Genomic DNA, 17104 nt, shown 5'->3' with positions numbered 1-17104 from the left:
GAGGCCGCGAGGCCTCCCGCGCTCAGTGGCCCAGGCCGGCCAGCAGCTCGGCGTTGCCGCCGGCGGCGGCGGTGTTCACCGTCAGCGTCTGCTCGGCGCAGAAGCGGTACAGGTAGTGCGGGCCGCCGGCCTTGGGGCCGGTGCCCGACATCCCTTCGCCACCGAAAGGCTGCGCGCCGACGACCGCGCCGATGATGTTGCGGTTGACGTAGACGTTGCCGATGCGCGCCAGCTGCGCGATGCGCTCGGCTCGGCTGTCGATGCGTGTCTGCACGCCCAGCGTCAGCCCGTAGCCCAGCGCATTGATGCGCGCGACGAGCTGCTCGACGTCGCCGCTCCAGCGCAGCAGATGCAGCACCGGGCCGAAGATCTCCTCGCGCAGGTCCTCGACGGCGCCGATCTCGAAAGCCACCGGCGCCACCAGGCGCGGCACTGCCGGCGCCGCCGGCGCCGGCGTCTCGCCGACGAGGCGCGCTTCGGCCCGCAGACGGGCGACGTGGCGCTCCAGATTCGCGAACGCCTCGTCGTCGATGACCGGGCCGACGTCGGTGGACAGCAGCGCCGGGTCACCCAGCGACAGCTCGCGCATCGCGCCGGCGAGCATCGTGAACACGCCGTCGGCGACGCTCTCGTGCACCGCCAGCAGGCGCAGCGCCGAGCAGCGCTGGCCGGCCGAGCGGAAGGCGCTCTGCACGACCGCGTCGACCACCTGCTCGGGCAGCGCGGTGCTGTCGACGATCATCGCGTTCAGGCCGCCGGTCTCGGCGATCAGCGGCACGATCGCGCCGTCCTTGGCCGCCAGCGTGCGGTTGATCAGCCGCGCGACCTGGGTGCTGCCGGTGAAGCAGACGCCGGCGGTGCGCGCGTCGGCCACCAGCGCGGCGCCGACGGTCTCGCCGGGGCCGTGCAGCAGCACCAGCGCGTCTTCCGGCACGCCGGCCTCGTGCAGCAGCGCGACGAAACGCTCGGCCACCGCCGGCGTCTGCTCGGCCGGCTTGGCGGCGACGGTGTTGCCGGCGACCAGCGCGGCCACCACCTGGCCGGCGAAGATCGCCAGCGGGAAGTTCCACGGGCTGATGCAGACGAAGACGCCGCGGCCGTGCAGGCGCAGCGTGTTGCGCTCGCCGGTCGGGCCGGGCAGCCGCTGCTCGCCCAGGCGCGCCTCGGCCTGCTCGGCGTAGTAGCGGCAGAAGTCGGCGGCCTCGCGCACCTCGGAAACGGCGTCGCCCAGCGTCTTGTGCGCTTCCTTGACGAGCAGGCCGCAGTACTCGGGCAGGCGCGCTTCGAGCAGGTCGGCGGCACGGCGCAGCGCGCCGGCACGCTCGGCCAGCGGGCGCGCGCTCCAGGCGCCGAAGCCGGCGGCCAGGCGCGCCATCGCGGCGGCGCTGTCTTCGGGGCGCGCTTCGGTGACGGCGGGCACGCGCGTCGCGGCGACGGCGGCCAGCAGCGGCGCACGCATCGCCTCGCAGGCCAGGTCGGCGCCGGCGGAGTTGGGCCGCGTCGGGCCGTACAGCGCCGCCGGCAGCGGCAGGCCGGACTCCGCCGTGGGCGCCAGCGGCGAGGCCAGCAGCTCCGTGGGCGCCAGCGGCGAGGCCAGCAGCTCCGCGGGCGCCACCGCCGGGTCGGCGAGCTGGTGCACGAAGGACGAGTTGGCGCCGTTCTCCAGCAGCCGGCGCACCAGGTAGGCCAGCAGGTCGCGGTGTTCGCCGACCGGGGCGTAGACGCGGCAGGCGATGCTGCCGTCCTTCAGCACCTCGCGGTACACGCCCTCGCCCATGCCGTGCAGGCGCTGCATCTCGAAGGGCACGCCGGCGGCCCGCGCCATCTGCAGGATCGCGGCGATGGTGCCGGCGTTGTGCGAGGCGAACTGCGGGAACAGCACGTCGGCGTGGCCCAGCATCGCGCGCGCGCAGGCCAGGTAGGAGACGTCGGTGTGGTGCTTGTGCGTGAACACCGGGTAGGCCGGCAGGCCCAGTTCCTGGGCGCGTTTGGCCTCGCCGTCCCAGTAGGCGCCCTTGACCAGGCGGACCATGAAGCGCAGGCCGTGGCGGCGGGCGATCGCGGCGACCTCGTCGATGACCGCCAGCGCGCGCGTCTGGTAGGCCTGCATCGCCAGGCCGAAGCCCTGCCACTGCGGGAAGGCGGCGGCGATGCGCTCGGCGATGGCGTCGAAGACGTCCAGCGACAGCTCCAGGCGATCGACCTCCTCGGCGTCGATCGTCAGGTTCAGGTTGGCGGCGGCGGCGCGTTCGACCAGCGTCCAGACGCGCGGCAGCAGGGTCTCGAAGACGCGGTCGCGCTGCGCGTCCTCGTAGCGCGAGAACAGCGCCGACAGCTTGATCGAGATGCCGTCGCCTTCCATCGGCGGCAGCGGCCCGCGTTCGGCACGACCGGAGGCGATGGCGGCGATCGCGTTCTCGTAGCTGGCGAGGTAGCGCTCGGCGTCGGCTTCGGTGCGTGCGCCCTCGCCCAGCATGTCGTAGCTGAAACGCAGCACAGGCTGCGCCTTGCGCTGCGCCGCGGCTTCCTTCATCGCCTCGTCGATGCTGCGGCCGAGCACGAACTGGCGGCCCAGCAGCTGGATCGCACGCACGGTGGCGGCGACGACGGTGCGCGCCCCCAGGCGCTGCAGCAGGCCGGCGGGCTGTTCGGCGCCGGGCAGGAACTTCTTGGACAGCGCGATGGCGCTGGCCGACAGGCTGGCCAGCATCTTGTGCGGGCCGTCGTCGCCCGTGCCGTCGAAGTCGGCGCGGCCGAGCTGGTCGGCGGTCAGCGCGACGGCGGTCTCGGCGTCGGGCACGCGCAGCAGCGCTTCGGCCAGACGCATCAGCGCCAGGCCTTCGGCGCTGGAGATCGGGTACTCGCGCAGCAGCGACTCCATCGCCCAGAACGGCGCCGGGTGGGCGCGCACCTGCTCGACCCAGGGCGTGGCGGTCTCGATCACACGCGGCCAGTCGAGCGCGCCCTGCAGCGACGCCATGGCGGCGGCAATCGCCTCGGACTCGGGGCGGTACGGGAACGGCAGGCGTTCACGCGGCGGCGGGACGGGCATGGGCACACTCCTGGGCGACAAACGGGCGCAGTGTGGGGCGCGCCCCACCGCATCCGATTCGGAATGAGGCCGGTTTGACCGAGAATCCCACGGATGGACGACGCCACCGCCGAGCAGGGCCTTCGATCCGGCCCCCGTGAACTGGACAAGATCGACCGCCGCATCCTGCGCGTATTGCAGGCCGACGGGCGCATCAGCAACCTCAAGCTCGCCGAGGAGGTGCATTTGTCGCCGACCGCGGTGCTCGAACGCGTCAAGCGCCTCACGCGCGACGGCTACATCGTCGGCTACGAGGCGCGGCTGGACCCGACCAAACTCGGCGCCGGGCTGCTGGTCTTCGTCGAGATCCTGCTCGACCGCACGGTGCACGACGTGATGGACACCTTCAAGGCGGCGGTGCAGGTGCGCCCCGAGATCCTGGAAGCGCACCTCGTCGCCGGCGGCTTCGACTACCTGCTGAAGACCCGCGTCGCCGACATGGCGGCCTACCGCGAGTTCATCGGCACGGTGATCTGGACGCTGCCCGGCGTGCGCGAGACCCGCACCTACGCGGTGATGGAAGAGGTCAAGAACAGCGCCCGCATCCCGGTCTGAACACGGCCGGCGGCCTGCACCCCGGCCGAATCGCTGAAATCGAGAACGACACCACGGCCTGCACCCTGCAGCCGGGTGACTCCCATGCCGATTCACCAAAAACGATGGTTAGATCGGCGCCGGCCGCTCGTGCGGCACGACGACATCGGGAACGACAGGGAGTACGAATGTTCTCGAACACCGACCACTCGGGCCGCGCCGGCCCGACGACCAGCTTCGCGCCTTCCGGCCTGGGCGAGCTGCCTCTTGATGCGCCGCTGCCCAGCCCCGCCGATGCGGCCGAGCGGCGGCGCCTGGCGCTGGTCGAAGGCGCGGCGATCACCGCGCTCGTGACCGCGCTGGCGCTCGAGCTCGGCGTCGCGCTGGGGCTGTACTAGATCGGGCGCCTTCAGCGGCGGCCGAAGATCGCCGTGCCGATGCGCACCAGCGTCGCGCCCTCGGCGACGGCGGCCTCGAGGTCGGCGCTCATGCCCATCGACAAGGTGTCCAGCGCCAGGCCGTCGGCATTCAGCGTGTCGAGCATCGTGCGCAGCCGCGCCAGCGGCAGGCGCTGCGCCGCCGGGTCCTCGGCGGGCTCGGGGATGGCCATCAGACCACGCAGCCGCACCCGGTCGGCCGGCAGCGCGGCGACGGCGTGCGCCAGCGACGGCAGCTCCTCGGGCGCGCAGCCGCTCTTGGAGGCCTCGCCGCTGACGTTGACCTGCAGGCACAGCTGCAGCGGCGGCAGCCAGGCCGGGCGCTGCTCGGCCAGGCGCTGGGCGATCTTCAGCCGGTCGACCGAGTGCACCCAGTCGAAGGCCTCGGCCACCGGGCGCGTCTTGTTGCTCTGCAGCGGGCCGATCAGGTGCCATTCGAGCTGCGGGCGCAGGTCGGCGAGTTCGGCGATCTTGGCCAGCGCCTCCTGCACGTAGTTCTCGCCGAAGGCACGCTGTCCGGCGGCGTGCGCGGCGCGCACGTCGGCGGCGGGAAAGGTCTTGGACACCGCCAGCAGCGTGACGCTTTGCGCGTCACGGCCGGCCGCATTCGCGGCTGCGGCGATACGCCGCTTCACTTCTTGCAGGTTGCTTCCGATGCTGCCCATAATCTTTCGATCACTGGGCGAAGGTGCCCTTGCACTCCCGTCATGGACATCACCCAGCTGCTCGCATTCTCGGTCAAGAACAAGGCCTCGGACCTGCACCTGTCGGCTGGGCTGCCGCCGATGATCCGCGTGCACGGCGATGTGCGTCGAATCAATGTCGAACCGCTGGACCACAAGATGGTCCACGCGATGGTCTACGACATCATGAACGACGCCCAGCGCAAGCACTACGAGGACACGCTGGAGTGCGACTTCAGCTTCGAGATCCAGGGCCTGGCGCGTTTCCGCGTCAACGCGTTCAACCAGAACCGCGGCGCCGGCGCGGTGTTCCGCACGATCCCGAGCAAGATCCTGACGCTGGAGCAGCTGGGCACGCCCAAGGTCTTTGCCGACCTGGCCTTGAAGCCGCGTGGCCTGGTGCTGGTCACCGGCCCCACCGGCTCGGGCAAGAGCACGACGCTGGCGGCGATGGTCAACCACCTCAACGAGAACGAGTACGGCCACGTGCTCACCGTCGAGGACCCGATCGAGTTCGTGCACGAGAGCAAGAAGTGCCTGGTCAACCAGCGCGAGGTCGGCCCGCACACGCTGTCCTTTGCCAACGCGCTGCGTTCGGCGCTGCGCGAGGACCCGGACGCGGTGCTGGTCGGCGAAATGCGCGACCTGGAGACGATCCGCCTGGCGCTGACCGCCGCCGAGACCGGCCACCTCGTGTTCGGCACGCTGCACACCTCGAGCGCCGCCAAGACCATCGACCGCGTCGTCGACGTCTTCCCGGCGGCCGAGAAGGAGATGGTGCGCGCGATGCTGTCGGAGTCGCTGGTCGCGGTGATCTCGCAGACGCTGTGCAAGCTCAAGGACGGCTCGGGGCGCGTGGCCGCGCACGAGATCATGATCGCCACCTCGGCGATCAAGAACCTGATCCGCGAGAACAAGATCGCCCAGATGTACTCGTCGATCCAGACCGGCCAGAGCCTGGGCATGCAGACGCTGGACCAGAACCTCGCCGACCTGGTGCGCCGCAACGTCATCACGCCGGCCGAGGCGCGGGGCAAGGCGAAGATTCCCGAGAACTTCCCCGGGTGACGATGGCCCCCCCCCGTAGCGCCTTCGGCGCGCCCCCCCGGGGGGGCGACGCCAGCGGCCGGGCAAAGCCAGTCCGCGGCGTCTGCTTGATAGGCCGTCGGTTCGCCACCCTCTGCACGCCTGCGCTGGGCCGGGAACGCGCATGAGCGACGCCGCTTCGTGGGCGCAGCGTGCGGCGCAGGTCGGGGCGCTGCCGTTCGACGCGGACGAAGGGCTGCGGCGGCTGGCGGCGCTGTGGGCGGGCGGGCGGCGGCCGTTCGACGAGGCGTCGATGGCGCGGCTGGCGCCGTATCTCGTGTTCGTGCGTGTCGGCGCCGGCCAGCGGCTGATCGTCCAGGACGAGCCGGGCGAGTTCATGATCGTGGTGCTCGAGGGCGTGGTCGTCGTCGAGCGCCAGGGCGGCAGCGCCGCGACGCGGCTGGCCGAGATCCGCCCGGGCGACGTGCTCGGCGAGATGTCGCTGCTGGACGCCGGCCCGCGGCTGTCGGACTGCCGCAGCACCGAGCCCTGCGTGCTCGCGGTGCTCGAGACCACGCAGCTGCTGGCGCTGATGAACACCGACGCGCCGCTGGCACTGATGCTGCTGGCAGCGCTGGCCAGGCGGCTGTCGCTGCGGCTGCGCCAGACCAGCACGCGGCTGTCGGCACTGCTCGGCGACGCCTGAACGCACAGGGAGAACACCAGATGGAACGCGACCAGGCCTCGAAATTCGTCAACGACCTGCTGCGGCTGATGGTCACGCGCAGCGGCTCGGACCTCTTTCTCACCGCCGACTTCCCGCCGGCGATCAAGGTCGACGGCAAGGTGACCAAGGTCTCGCCGCAGCCGCTGACCGGCCAGCACACGCTGCAGCTGGCGCGCGCGGTGATGAACGACAAGCAGGCCGCCGAGTTCGAGCGCACCAAGGAGTGCAACTTCGCGATCAGCCCGCTGGGCGTGGGGCGCTTTCGCGTCAACGCCTTCATGCAGCAGGGCCAGGTCGGGCTGGTGCTGCGCACGATCCCGCAGACGCTGCCGACGATCGACTCGCTGGGTCTGCCCGGCGTGCTCAAGGAGATCGCGATGACCAAGCGCGGGCTGGTCATCTTCGTCGGCGCCACCGGCTCGGGCAAGAGCACCTCGCTGGCGGCGATGGTCGACTGGCGCAACGAACACTCCTACGGCCACATCATCACCGTCGAGGACCCGATCGAGTTCGTGCATCCGCACAAGAACTGCATCGTCACGCAGCGCGAGGTGGGCGTGGACACCGACGGCTGGGAGCAGGCGCTGAAGAACACGCTGCGCCAGGCGCCCGACGTGATCCTGATGGGCGAGATCCGCGACCGCGAGACGATGGAGCACGCGGTGGCGTTCTCCGAGACCGGCCACCTGTGCATGGCCACGCTGCACGCCAACAGCGCCAACCAGGCGCTGGACCGGATCATCAACTTCTTCCCCGAGGAGCGCCGCGGCCAGCTGCTGATGGACCTGTCGCTGAACCTGAAGGCGCTGGTCAGCCAGCGCCTGCTGCCACGCGAGCAGGGGCGCGGCCGCATCGCGGCGGTGGAGATCATGCTCAACACGCCGCTGGTCTCGGACATGATCTTCAAGGGCGAGATCGGCGAGATCAAGGAGCTGATGAAACGCTCGCGCGAGCTCGGCATGCAGACCTTCGACCAGTCGCTGTTCGACCTCTACGAAGCCGGCGCCGTGGGCTACGAGGACGCGCTGCGCAACGCCGATTCGGTCAACGACCTGCGCCTGCAGATCAAGCTCAACAGCCAGCGCGCACGCAGCCGCGACCTCGCCGCCGGCACGGAGAACATGCGCGTCATCTGACGCGGCGCGCCCGGGCGGCAGAATCGGCGTCCCCCACCGCCGAAAGCCGCCCGCCGATGAGCAAGACCTACGACACCATCCCGCCCCGCGCCGTCGCCTTCATCGGCCTGGGCGTCATGGGCTACCCGATGGCCGGGCACCTGGCCCGCGCCGGGCACCGCGTCAGCGTCTACAACCGCAGCGCGGCCAAGGCCCAGGCCTGGGTCGCCGAACACGGCGGGGCCAGCGCGCCGACGCCGGCGGCCGCGGCCGCCGGCGCCGAGCTCGTCTTCTGCTGCGTCGGCAACGACGACGACCTGCGCGCGGTGACGCTGGGCGAGGCCGGCGCTTTCGCCGGCATGGCGCCGGGTGCGATCTTCGTGGACCACACCACGGCCTCGGCCGAAGTCGCGCGCGAGCTGCACGCCACGGCGGCCGCGCGCGGCCTGCCCTTCGTCGACGCCCCGGTCTCCGGCGGCCAGGCCGGCGCCGTCAACGGCGTGCTGACCGTGATGTGCGGCGGCGACGAGGCGCCGTTCGAGGCGATGAAGCCGGTGGCGATGGCCTTCGCGCGCGCCGTCACGCGCATCGGCGACAGCGGCGCCGGCCAGCTCGCGAAGATGGTCAACCAGATCGCCATCGCCGGCCTGGTGCAGGGCCTGGCCGAAGCGATCGCCTTCGGTCAGCACGCCGGGCTGGACATGCCGCGGGTGCTCGACGTCATCGGCAAGGGCGCGGCACAGAGCTGGCAGATGGACAACCGCGGCAAGACGATGGTCGAAGGGAAGTTCGACTTCGGCTTCGCCGTCGACTGGATGCGCAAGGACCTCGGCCTGGTGCTCGACGAGGGGCGCCGCAACGGCGCGCGCCTGCCGGTGACGGCGCTGGTCGACCAGTTCTACGCCGAGCTGCAGGCGCTGGGCGGGCAACGCTGGGACACGTCCAGCCTGATCAAGCGCCTGCGCTGAAAACGGGCGGCGCCGCCGCCCGCGCGCTCAGCGCGCGCCGGACGCCGGCTGGGCGGGCTGCGTCGCACGCTGCAGGTTGGCCAGTTCGCTCTCGCTGATCACCTCGAACACGCGCACGACCTTGTGCACGCCGGAGACCGAACGTGCCAGGTCGGCGGCACGCGTGGCCTCGCGCTCGGTCACACGGCCCATCAGGTAGACGATCGCACGCTCGGTGACGACCTTGATCGACGGCGCCTGCAGGTCCTTGGCGTCGACGAAGGTCGCCTTCACCTTGCTGGTGATGATCGAGTCGGTCGAACGCGAGCCCAGCGAGCTGCTGCCGGCGACGGCCAGTTCGTTGGCGACGCTGCGCACGTTCTCCACCCGCTGGACGGCGCGCTCGACACGCTGGCGGTCGTCCTCGGACGGCACCTCGCCGGTCAGCAGCACCATGCGGTTGTAGCTGGTGATGTTGACGTGGCCCAGCGTCGCCAGGTCTCGCACGGCGGCGGCGGCCTTGAGTTCGATGCCCTGGTCCTCGACCTGCGCACCCGAGGTGCGGCGGTCGATGACCATCATGCTGCCGCCGACCATCGCACCGCCGACGATCAGCGGCGCGCAGGCCGAAAGCGCCGCTGCGGCTGCCGCAGCGGCCAGGGCCAGCGCCAGCGGGCGCATCACGAGTCGGGTGTTCACGGTTCCTGTTCTCCCATCAGTTGGAGGTCGATCGCGTCGCACAGGCAGTGCAGCACGAGCAGCTGGAGCTCCAGCGCGCGGCCGCCGCGGGCGTGCGGGATCGCGACCTTGACGTCGGTTTCGGCGAGTTGTGCGGCGACGGCCGCAGCCGCCGCTCCGGTGCCGGCGCTCATGCCGGCCACCGTCATGTCCTTGTCGTGCGCCGCGGCGATCGCCGCGCGCGCCAGGCGGCCGTCGCCATCGGCGGGCTCGATCCAGAACAGCACGTCACCCGGGTGGCCCAGCGCCAGGATCAGCTGCTCGGCGTCGGCGCCCAGCACCATCGCCGGCAGCGGCGGGCGCTCGCGCTCGTAGCCGCCGACCAGGCGCTGCGCGAAGTGCAGCGCCAGCGCCGAGGCGGTGCCGCCACCGCCGATCATCAGCTTGCCGCCGGAGGTGATGGCCCCGATCAGGGCGCCGCAGGCCTCGGCGATCGGGCGCGAGAGCGCCTCGGCGGTCTGGTACTTCAGGTCGGCGCTGTCGAAGAACTGCTGCTGGATTCGCGGCTCGAGCATAGGCGGCGGATGATAAGGCCCGGGGTTTTCACGACCCCGCCATCGGCGGGCTCAAGCGGCGTCGAAGGCCGCCTGAAGCCACTCAACGCGCCCGTCGTCGATGCAGACGACATCGAAGCGGCACGGCGGCAGCACGCGCCAGCGCTGCAGGTAGTGCCGGGCGGCGTAGACGATGCGCGAGCGCTTGGTCGCGCCGACGCTGGCCGCGGCGCCGCCGAAGCCGCCGCCGCGGCGCGAGCGCACCTCGACGAAGACCAACGTGCCGTCGGCGTCGCGCAGGATCAGGTCGACTTCGCCGCCGCGCGCGTGCGGGCCGCGCGCGACCCGATAATTGCGCTCCAGCAGCGTCAGGCCGCGTGCTTGCAGCCAGGCCAGCGCCCGAGACTCGGCGGCATCGCCGAGCGCCTTCGTCCCCTGCCCCGCCGCGCCCTTGAACATCACGCCCTCCGCGCTGCTCGCCGCGGCCACCGCCGCCGCCGGCAGCCAGCAGTTCCCGCCCGGCGCACTCTACGTCGTCGCCACGCCGATCGGCAATCTCGCCGACCTCACGCTGCGCGCGGTGCACGTGCTCGACCGCGCCGACGCCGTGGCCTGCGAGGACACACGCGTCGGCGCACAGCTGCTGCGCCACCTGGGGCTGGACAAGCCGCTCATCGCGCTGCACGCCCACAACGAACAGGGCGCCAGCGCCGCGGTGCTCACGCGGCTGGCCGCGGGCGAGTCGGTGGCCTACGTCAGCGACGCCGGCACGCCGGCGGTCAGCGACCCCGGTGCGGTGCTGGTGGCGCAGGCCGCCGCGGCCGGCCACCGGGTGATCCCGATCCCGGGCGCGAGCAGCGCCGTGGCCGCGCTCAGCGTCGCCGGCGACACCGTCGGCGCGGGCTTCCGTTTCGTCGGTTTCCTGCCCTCGCGCGGCGGCGAACGCCGCGACGCGCTCGCCGCCTGCCTGGGCGAGCGTTCGACCCAGGTGCTGTTCGAGGCCCCGCACCGCATCGAGGCGCTGGGCGCGGCGCTGGCCGAGGCCGCGCCCGAGCGCCGCGTGACGCTGTGCCGCGAACTGACCAAGCAGTTCGAGACCGTGGCGACGATGGCTGCCGCCGAGCTTCCAGGCTGGCTGGCCGCCGATGCGAACCGGGTGCGCGGGGAGTTCGTGCTGGTGCTGCACGCGCTGCCCGCGGTGGCGGCCGAAGGGCTGTCGCCGCTGGCATTGCAGACCCTGGAGGTGCTGCTGCGCGAGCTGCCGCTGAAGCAGGCCGTCGCGCTGGCCGCCGAGATCAGCGGCGCAGCACGCAACGCGCTGTACCAGGAGGCCCTGGCGCGGCGCGGCTGAGCGCGGCGCCCGGCGCCCGGCGCCACCTCGCCGGCACGGGCACGAGCCGACTCCTACAATCTGCGCCCCACCCGGAGGCGCCGATGATCACCCGCGAACCCACCCTCGAACGCCTGGCGATCGCGCAGTCGTCGCTGCTCGAACCCGCCGGCATCGGCGAGGCACAGCTCGCGCGGGCGCTGGCGACGATCGCCGAACACCGTGTCGACGACGCCGACCTGTACTTCCAGAGCACGCGCCACGAGGGCTGGAGCCTGGAGGAAGGCATCGTCAAGGGCGGCAGCTTCAGCATCGACCAGGGCGTCGGCGTGCGCGCCGTCGCCGGCGAGAAGACGGCTTTCGCCTACAGCGACGACCTGTGCGAAGCCGCGCTGCTGGATGCCGCGCGCACCGTGCGCACGATCGCCGCCGCAGGCCAGAACAAACGCGTCAAGCTGGCGCGTGCACCGCGCATCGCCGCCAGCCGCGCGCTGTACGCGCCGATGGACCCGATCGCGACGCTGGACAGCACGCAGAAGGTGGCGCTGCTCGAACGCGTCGAGAAGCTCGCCCGCGCCAAGGACCCGCGCATCGTCCAGGTGATGGCCGGGCTGGCGGCCGAGTACGACGTCGTCTTCGTCGCGCGCGCCGACGGCACGCGGGCCGCCGACGTGCGGCCGCTGGTGCGGCTGTCGGTCACCGTGATCGCCGAGCAGGACGGCCGGCGCGAGGTCGGCACGGGCGGCGGCGGCGGCCGGTTCGGCCTCGGCTACTTCCAGGACGCGGTCATCGAGGGCTACGTGCGCCAGGCGGTCGACGCCGCGCTGACCAACCTCGAAAGCCGCCCGGCGCCGGCCGGCGAGATGACGGTCGTGCTCGGCCCCGGCTGGCCGGGTGTGCTGCTGCACGAGGCCGTCGGCCACGGGCTCGAAGGCGACTTCAACCGCAAGGGCTCGAGCGCCTTCTCCGGCCGCCTGGGCCAGCGGGTCGCCGCCCCGGGTGTCACCGTGCTCGACGACGGCACGCTGCCCGACCGCCGCGGTTCGCTCAACGTCGACGACGAGGGCGTGGCGTCCAGGCGCAACGTGCTGATCGAGGACGGCATCCTCGTCGGCTACATCCAGGACAGCCTGAACGCGCGCCTGATGGGCGTGAAGCCCACCGGCAACGGCCGCCGCGAAAGCTACGCCCACCTGCCGATGCCGCGCATGACCAACACCTACATGCTCGCCGGCGACAAGACACGCGAGGAGATCGTCGCGTCGATGAAACGCGGGCTGTACGCCACCAACTTCGGCGGCGGCCAGGTCGACATCACGAGCGGCAAGTTCGTGTTCTCGGCGAGCGAGGCCTTCTGGGTCGAGAAGGGCAGGATCCAGTACCCGGTCAAGGGCGCGACCATCATCGGCAGCGGCCCGGATGCGCTCAAGCGCGTCAGCATGATCGGCAACGACCTGGAGCTCGACACCGGCGTCGGCACCTGCGGCAAGGAAGGCCAGAGCGTGCCGGTGGGCGTCGGCCAGCCGACGCTGCGCATCGAGCGCCTGACCGTCGGAGGCACCGCCTGATGGCCGCCGTCGAGTACGCCGACATCGAGGCCGCCGCCGGCCGCCTGGCCGGCCACGTGCTGGACACGCCCTGCGTCGAGAGCCGCACGATCGGCCAGATCGTCGGCGCGCAGGTCTTCCTGAAGTTCGAGAACCTGCAGTTCACCGCGTCGTTCAAGGAACGCGGCGCGCTCAACAAGCTCTGCGCGCTGGTGCAGCAGGGCGTGGCCGGCGTCGTCGCCGCCTCGGCGGGCAACCACGCCCAGGGCGTCGCCCACCACGCCCAGCGCCTGGGCCTGCGCGCCGTCATCGTGATGCCGGTGCACACGCCGACGGTGAAGGTCGAGCGCACGCGCGGCTTCGGCGCCGAGGTCGTGCTGCACGGCGAGACCTTCGACGAGGCGCGCGAGCACGCGCTGGCCATCGCCGCCGAGCAGAAGCTCGAGTTCGTGCACCCCTTCGACGACCCGCTGGTCATCGCCGGCCAGGGCACGATCGGCCTGGAGATGCTGCGCGCCCAGCCCGAGCTGGACACGCTGGTCGTCGCCGTCGGCGGCGGCGGGCTGATCAGCGGCATCGCCACCGCGGTGCGCGCCGTGCGGCCGGACATCCGCATCATCGGCGTGCAGACCGCGCGGTTCCCGGCGATGGTCAACGCCGTCAAGGGCACGCAGCACCCGCAGGGGCTGACGACGATCGCCGAGGGCATCGCCGTCGGCCAGCCGGGCGAGATCACGCGTGCGCTGATCGCCGAACGCGTCGACGACCTGGTGCTGGTCGACGAAGGCGACATCGAGCAGGCGATCGTGATGCTGCTCGAGATCGAGAAGACGCTGGTCGAAGGCGCCGGCGCCGCCGGCCTGGCGGCGCTGCTGAAGGAGCCCGAACGCTACGCCGGGCGCAAGGTCGGCCTGGTGCTGTGCGGCGGCAACATCGACCCGATGCTGCTGTCGGCGATCATCGGCCGCGGCATGGTGCGTGCCGGCCGGCTGGCGCGCATCCGCGTCGGCGCGCGCGACACGCCCGGCGTGCTGGCGCGCATCACCACGGTGGTGGCGCAGGCCGGGGCGAACATCGACGAGGTCCACCACCAGCGTGCGTTCTCGACGCTGTCGGCGCAGAACGTCGAGGTCGAGCTGGTGCTGCAGACGCGCAACCCGCGCCACGTCGCCGACGTCGTGCAGGCGCTGCAGGCGGCCGGTTTCGGCGCCCAGGTGTACTGAACCCGTCAGCTCGGCGTCGGTTCCAGCGTGCTACATTCGACCCCGATGCGTCCCGCCGCCTATTTCTTTGCCTTCTTTTGGTTCTCGCCCCGTCCGGCGGCTGGAGAGGCAAACGCGTAGACGAACGCACCCGAACCCAGAAAAACCGCCGGAACCTCCGGCGGTTTTTTTTCGCCCGTCCCCGACCACAGGAAGCCCCGTCATGAGCCCGAAATCCGCCGCAGCGACCGAGAGCCGCTACGCGCTGAGCGAGAAGACCAGCCAGACCGACGACCAGCGCATCCGCGACGTCACGCCGCTGCCGCCGCCGGACCACCTGATCCGCTTCTTCCCCATCGCCGGCACGCCGGTCGAGACGCTGGTGTCGGGCACGCGGCAGAAGATCCGCCAGATCATGCACGGCGAGGACGACCGCTTGCTGGTCATCATCGGCCCCTGCTCGATCCACGACCCGGCCGCGGCCGTGGAGTACGCCCGCCGCCTGCACGCCGAACGCGAGCGCCACGCCGCCGACCTCGAGATCGTGATGCGCGTGTATTTCGAGAAGCCGCGCACCACGGTCGGCTGGAAGGGCCTGATCAACGACCCCTACCTCGACCAGAGCTACCGCATCGACGAAGGCCTGCGCATCGCGCGCCAGCTGCTCGTCGACATCAACCGTGAAGGCGTGCCGGCGGCCAGCGAGTTCCTCGACGTCATTTCGCCGCAGTACATCGGCGACCTGATCGCCTGGGGCGCGATCGGCGCACGCACGACGGAGAGCCAGGTGCACCGCGAGCTGGCCTCGGGACTGTCGGCGCCGGTGGGCTTCAAGAACGGCACCGACGGCAACATCAAGATCGCGACCGACGCGATCCAGGCCGCCGCGCGCCCGCACCACTTCCTGTCGGTGCACAAGAACGGCCAGGTGGCGATCGTCGAGACGCGCGGCAACAAGGACTGCCACGTCATCCTGCGCGGCGGCAAGACGCCGAACTACGACGCCGCCAGCGTCGCCGCGGCCTGCGCCGAGATCGAGGCCACCAAGCTGCCGTGCCGGCTGATGATCGACGCCAGCCACGCCAACAGCAGCAAGCAGCACCAGCGCCAGATCGACGTCATGCGTGACGTCGGCGGCCAGATCGCCGCCGGCAACCGCTGCATCTTCGGCGTGATGGTCGAAAGCCACCTGAAGCCCGGCGCGCAGAAGTTCAGCGCCGGCAAGGACCGCGCTGCGGCGCTGGAGTACGGCGTCAGCATCACCGACGCCTGCATCGGCTGGGACGACTCGGTCGGCGTGCTCGACGGCCTGGCGGCCGCCGTGCGCTCGCGGCGCGCGCTGCGCCGGCAGGCGGCCTGACGGCGGGCGTCCGGTTTGCCGGGCGCGCCCTCCCGCCCAGGAGACGCCGTGAACCGCCCGATCCGCCTCGTATCTGCGCTTGCCGCGTTGCTGGCCTCACCTGCGCTGGTGGCGCAGGTGACGCCCGACGCCCCGGTCGACCCGGTGCGCGCCGCCTTCGACCGTGCCGACACCGACCGCGACGGCCGCCTCTCGCGTGCCGAGGCCGCCCGCTTGCCCACCGTCGGGCCGAAGTTCGAGCAGTACGACGAGAACCGCGACGGCTACCTGAGCTTCGAGGAGTACCGCACCGGCTTCCCGGTGGCGCCGCTGGGCACGACCGCGGGCGCCTGAACCCGCGCCCAAGACGGCTCCTAGAATGCCCGTCCCAGGGTATTGACGCTGCGGCCCAGGCCGCGTGCGAGGAGTTGGCCGTGAGCGCTGTTCCCCACGATGCCGCGACCGAGGCGCCGCGCCGCCCGCTGCCCGAGGCCCTGCTGGCCGCGCTGCGCTCGTCCTTCGGCGAGCGCTGCAGCACCGCCGAGGCGGTGCGCCTGCAGCACGGCCGCGACGAGTCGCCCTTCCCCGTCACGCCGCCCGACGCGGTCGTGTTCTGCGAAAGCACCGACGAGGTCGCCGCGGTCGTGCGCCTGGCCGGCGAACATCGTGTGCCCATCATTCCGTACGGCGCCGGCTCCTCGCTCGAAGGGCATCTGCTCGCGGTGCAGGGCGGCGTCAGCATCGACCTGTCGCGTCTGGCACGCGTGCTGCGCATCGACGCCGACGACCTGACGGCCACCGTCGAGGCGGGCGTCACGCGCGAGCAGCTCAACGCCGAGCTTCGTTCGCTGGGCCTGTTCTTCCCGGTCGATCCGGGCGCCAACGCGTCGATCGGCGGCATGGCCGCAACCCGCGCCAGCGGCACGAACGCCGTGCGCTACGGCACGATGCGCGAGAACGTGCTGGCGCTGACCGTCGTCACCGGCCGCGGCGAGCTCGTGCGCACCGGCACACGCGCGCGCAAGTCGGCCGCCGGCTACGACCTGACGCGGCTCTTTGTCGGCAGCGAAGGCACGCTGGGCGTGATGACCGAGCTGACGGTGAAACTGGTGCCACTGCCGGAGGCGGTGAGCGCCGCGGTCTGCCACTTCCCCGACGTCGCGTCGGCGGTACGCACGACGATCCAGACCATCCAGCTCGGCGTGCCGATCGCACGCTGCGAGCTGCTGGACGTCAACGCCGTGCGCGCGGTCAACCGCCAGTCGGGGCTCGCGCTGCGCGAGGCGCCGATGCTGCTGATGGAGTTCCACGGCAGCCCTGCCGGCGTGAAGGAGCAGGCCGAGACGGTACAGGCCATCGCCGACGAGCTGGGGGGCGAGGGCTTCGAGTGGGCCGACACGCCCGAGGAACGCAGCCGGCTCTGGGCCGCACGCCACCGGGCCTACTTTGCCGGCCTGCAGCAGCACCCCGGCACACGCTCGGTGACCACCGACACCTGCGTGCCGATCTCTCGCCTGGCCGAGATCGTCGAAGCCTCGGTGGCCGACGCCGAGGCCAGCGGCCTGCCCTACTACATCGTCGGCCACGTCGGGGACGGCAACTTCCACCTGGCCTACCTGGTGCGCGAAGGCGACGCCGCCCAGCGTGCGACGGCCGAGGCGATGAGCGAACGCATGGTGCGCCGCGCGATCGCGATGGAAGGCACCTGCAGCGGCGAGCACGGCGTCGGGCTGCACAAGATGGGTTTCCTGGAAGAGGAAGCCGGCGCCGGCGGCATCGCGCTGATGCGCGCGCTGAAACAGGCACTCGATCCGCTGGACATCCTCAACCCGGGCAAGATCTTCCGGCGCTGAAGCGGGAGCCGGAAGCGACGAAGGGCCCCCGCGGGGCCCTT

General features: G+C 71.8%; 17 protein-coding genes. 12 read left to right on the top strand and 5 right to left on the bottom strand.

Going from position 1 to position 17104, the window contains the following annotated elements:
* Positions 1-22: 22 nt before the first annotated feature.
* Positions 23-3052 carry an L-glutamate gamma-semialdehyde dehydrogenase gene (locus EV684_RS19275; protein WP_132648930.1) on the bottom strand — a complete coding sequence of 1010 codons (3030 nt, stop codon included), beginning with the start codon at positions 3050-3052 and terminating at the stop codon, positions 23-25.
* Positions 3053-3145: 93 nt separating this feature from the next.
* On the opposite strand from EV684_RS19275, the gene EV684_RS19270 reads away from it, so the two are divergent.
* Positions 3146-3646 carry an Lrp/AsnC ligand binding domain-containing protein gene (locus tag EV684_RS19270; RefSeq protein ID WP_132648929.1) on the top strand — a complete coding sequence of 167 codons (501 nt, stop codon included), beginning with the start codon at positions 3146-3148 and terminating at the stop codon, positions 3644-3646.
* Between the two features lie 167 nt (positions 3647-3813).
* The gene (locus EV684_RS19265; protein ID WP_132648927.1) at positions 3814-4023 is read left to right on the top strand and encodes a hypothetical protein; all 210 of its coding nucleotides are present in this window, start codon (positions 3814-3816) and stop codon (positions 4021-4023) included.
* 11 nt (positions 4024-4034) lie between these two features.
* Here the strand turns inward: EV684_RS19265 and EV684_RS19260 are convergent, their stop codons facing one another.
* Positions 4035-4727 carry a YggS family pyridoxal phosphate-dependent enzyme gene (locus tag EV684_RS19260; RefSeq protein WP_132648925.1) on the bottom strand — a complete coding sequence of 231 codons (693 nt, stop codon included), beginning with the start codon at positions 4725-4727 and terminating at the stop codon, positions 4035-4037.
* A 42-nt stretch (positions 4728-4769) separates the two neighbouring features.
* Between EV684_RS19260 and EV684_RS19255 the strand changes: the two genes are divergently transcribed.
* The 4 genes from EV684_RS19255 (at position 4770) to EV684_RS19240 (ending at position 8581) form a co-directional block, all read left to right on the top strand.
* The gene (locus EV684_RS19255; RefSeq protein WP_132648923.1) at positions 4770-5813 is read left to right on the top strand and encodes a type IV pilus twitching motility protein PilT; all 1044 of its coding nucleotides are present in this window, start codon (positions 4770-4772) and stop codon (positions 5811-5813) included.
* 142 nt (positions 5814-5955) lie between these two features.
* On the top strand, positions 5956-6477 hold the full coding sequence (locus EV684_RS19250) for a cyclic nucleotide-binding domain-containing protein (RefSeq protein ID WP_132648921.1): 522 nt from the start codon (positions 5956-5958) through the stop codon (positions 6475-6477).
* 20 nt (positions 6478-6497) lie between these two features.
* Positions 6498-7634, top strand: a complete 1137-nt coding sequence (locus EV684_RS19245; RefSeq protein WP_132648919.1) for a PilT/PilU family type 4a pilus ATPase — start codon at positions 6498-6500, stop codon at positions 7632-7634.
* A 56-nt stretch (positions 7635-7690) separates the two neighbouring features.
* Positions 7691-8581 (top strand): NAD(P)-dependent oxidoreductase, encoded by an 891-nt coding sequence (locus EV684_RS19240; RefSeq protein WP_132648917.1) that lies wholly within the window; start codon positions 7691-7693, stop codon positions 8579-8581.
* A 27-nt stretch (positions 8582-8608) separates the two neighbouring features.
* Here EV684_RS19240 and EV684_RS19235 read toward each other — a convergent pair whose 3' ends face one another.
* Genes EV684_RS19235 through EV684_RS19225 form a run of 3 tightly spaced genes read right to left on the bottom strand, consistent with a single transcriptional unit; the run spans position 8609 to position 10251 of the window.
* Positions 8609-9241 (bottom strand): BON domain-containing protein, encoded by a 633-nt coding sequence (locus EV684_RS19235; protein WP_132649009.1) that lies wholly within the window; start codon positions 9239-9241, stop codon positions 8609-8611.
* Between the two features lie 14 nt (positions 9242-9255).
* Entirely contained in the window at positions 9256-9813 is a 558-nt protein-coding gene (locus EV684_RS19230; RefSeq protein ID WP_132648915.1) for an SIS domain-containing protein, read from the bottom strand.
* Positions 9814-9864: 51 nt separating this feature from the next.
* Positions 9865-10251: a YraN family protein gene (locus tag EV684_RS19225; protein ID WP_132648913.1), complete on the bottom strand. Its 387-nt coding sequence runs from the start codon at positions 10249-10251 to the stop codon at positions 9865-9867.
* Between EV684_RS19225 and rsmI the strand changes: the two genes are divergently transcribed.
* The 6 genes from rsmI (at position 10244) to EV684_RS19195 (ending at position 17063) form a co-directional block, all read left to right on the top strand.
* Positions 10244-11143 (top strand): 16S rRNA (cytidine(1402)-2'-O)-methyltransferase, encoded by a 900-nt coding sequence (gene rsmI / locus EV684_RS19220; RefSeq protein ID WP_132648911.1) that lies wholly within the window; start codon positions 10244-10246, stop codon positions 11141-11143. The two genes, EV684_RS19225 and rsmI, sit on opposite strands and share 8 nt — an antisense overlap.
* An 83-nt stretch (positions 11144-11226) precedes the next feature.
* Positions 11227-12690 carry a metalloprotease TldD gene (gene tldD / locus EV684_RS19215; RefSeq protein WP_132648909.1) on the top strand — a complete coding sequence of 488 codons (1464 nt, stop codon included), beginning with the start codon at positions 11227-11229 and terminating at the stop codon, positions 12688-12690.
* The gene (locus EV684_RS19210) at positions 12690-13892 is read left to right on the top strand and encodes a threonine ammonia-lyase (RefSeq protein ID WP_132648907.1); all 1203 of its coding nucleotides are present in this window, start codon (positions 12690-12692) and stop codon (positions 13890-13892) included. Before tldD ends, EV684_RS19210 begins: the two co-directional genes overlap by 1 nt.
* A 202-nt stretch (positions 13893-14094) precedes the next feature.
* Positions 14095-15231 (top strand): 3-deoxy-7-phosphoheptulonate synthase, encoded by a 1137-nt coding sequence (locus tag EV684_RS19205; RefSeq protein WP_132648905.1) that lies wholly within the window; start codon positions 14095-14097, stop codon positions 15229-15231.
* 48 nt (positions 15232-15279) lie between these two features.
* Complete coding sequence (locus EV684_RS19200; protein WP_243651223.1) at positions 15280-15564, top strand: EF-hand domain-containing protein; 285 nt, start codon at positions 15280-15282, stop codon at positions 15562-15564.
* A gap of 80 nt (positions 15565-15644) precedes the next feature.
* Entirely contained in the window at positions 15645-17063 is a 1419-nt protein-coding gene (locus EV684_RS19195) for an FAD-binding oxidoreductase (RefSeq protein WP_132648901.1), read from the top strand.
* The last annotated feature ends 41 nt before the right edge of the window (positions 17064-17104 follow it).

Source organism: Rubrivivax gelatinosus (assembly GCF_004340905.1).
GTDB lineage: Bacteria > Pseudomonadota > Gammaproteobacteria > Burkholderiales > Burkholderiaceae_C > Rubrivivax > Rubrivivax gelatinosus.
Note: the sequence above shows the minus strand (reverse complement) of the source record. Positions and strands in the feature narration are given on the sequence as shown.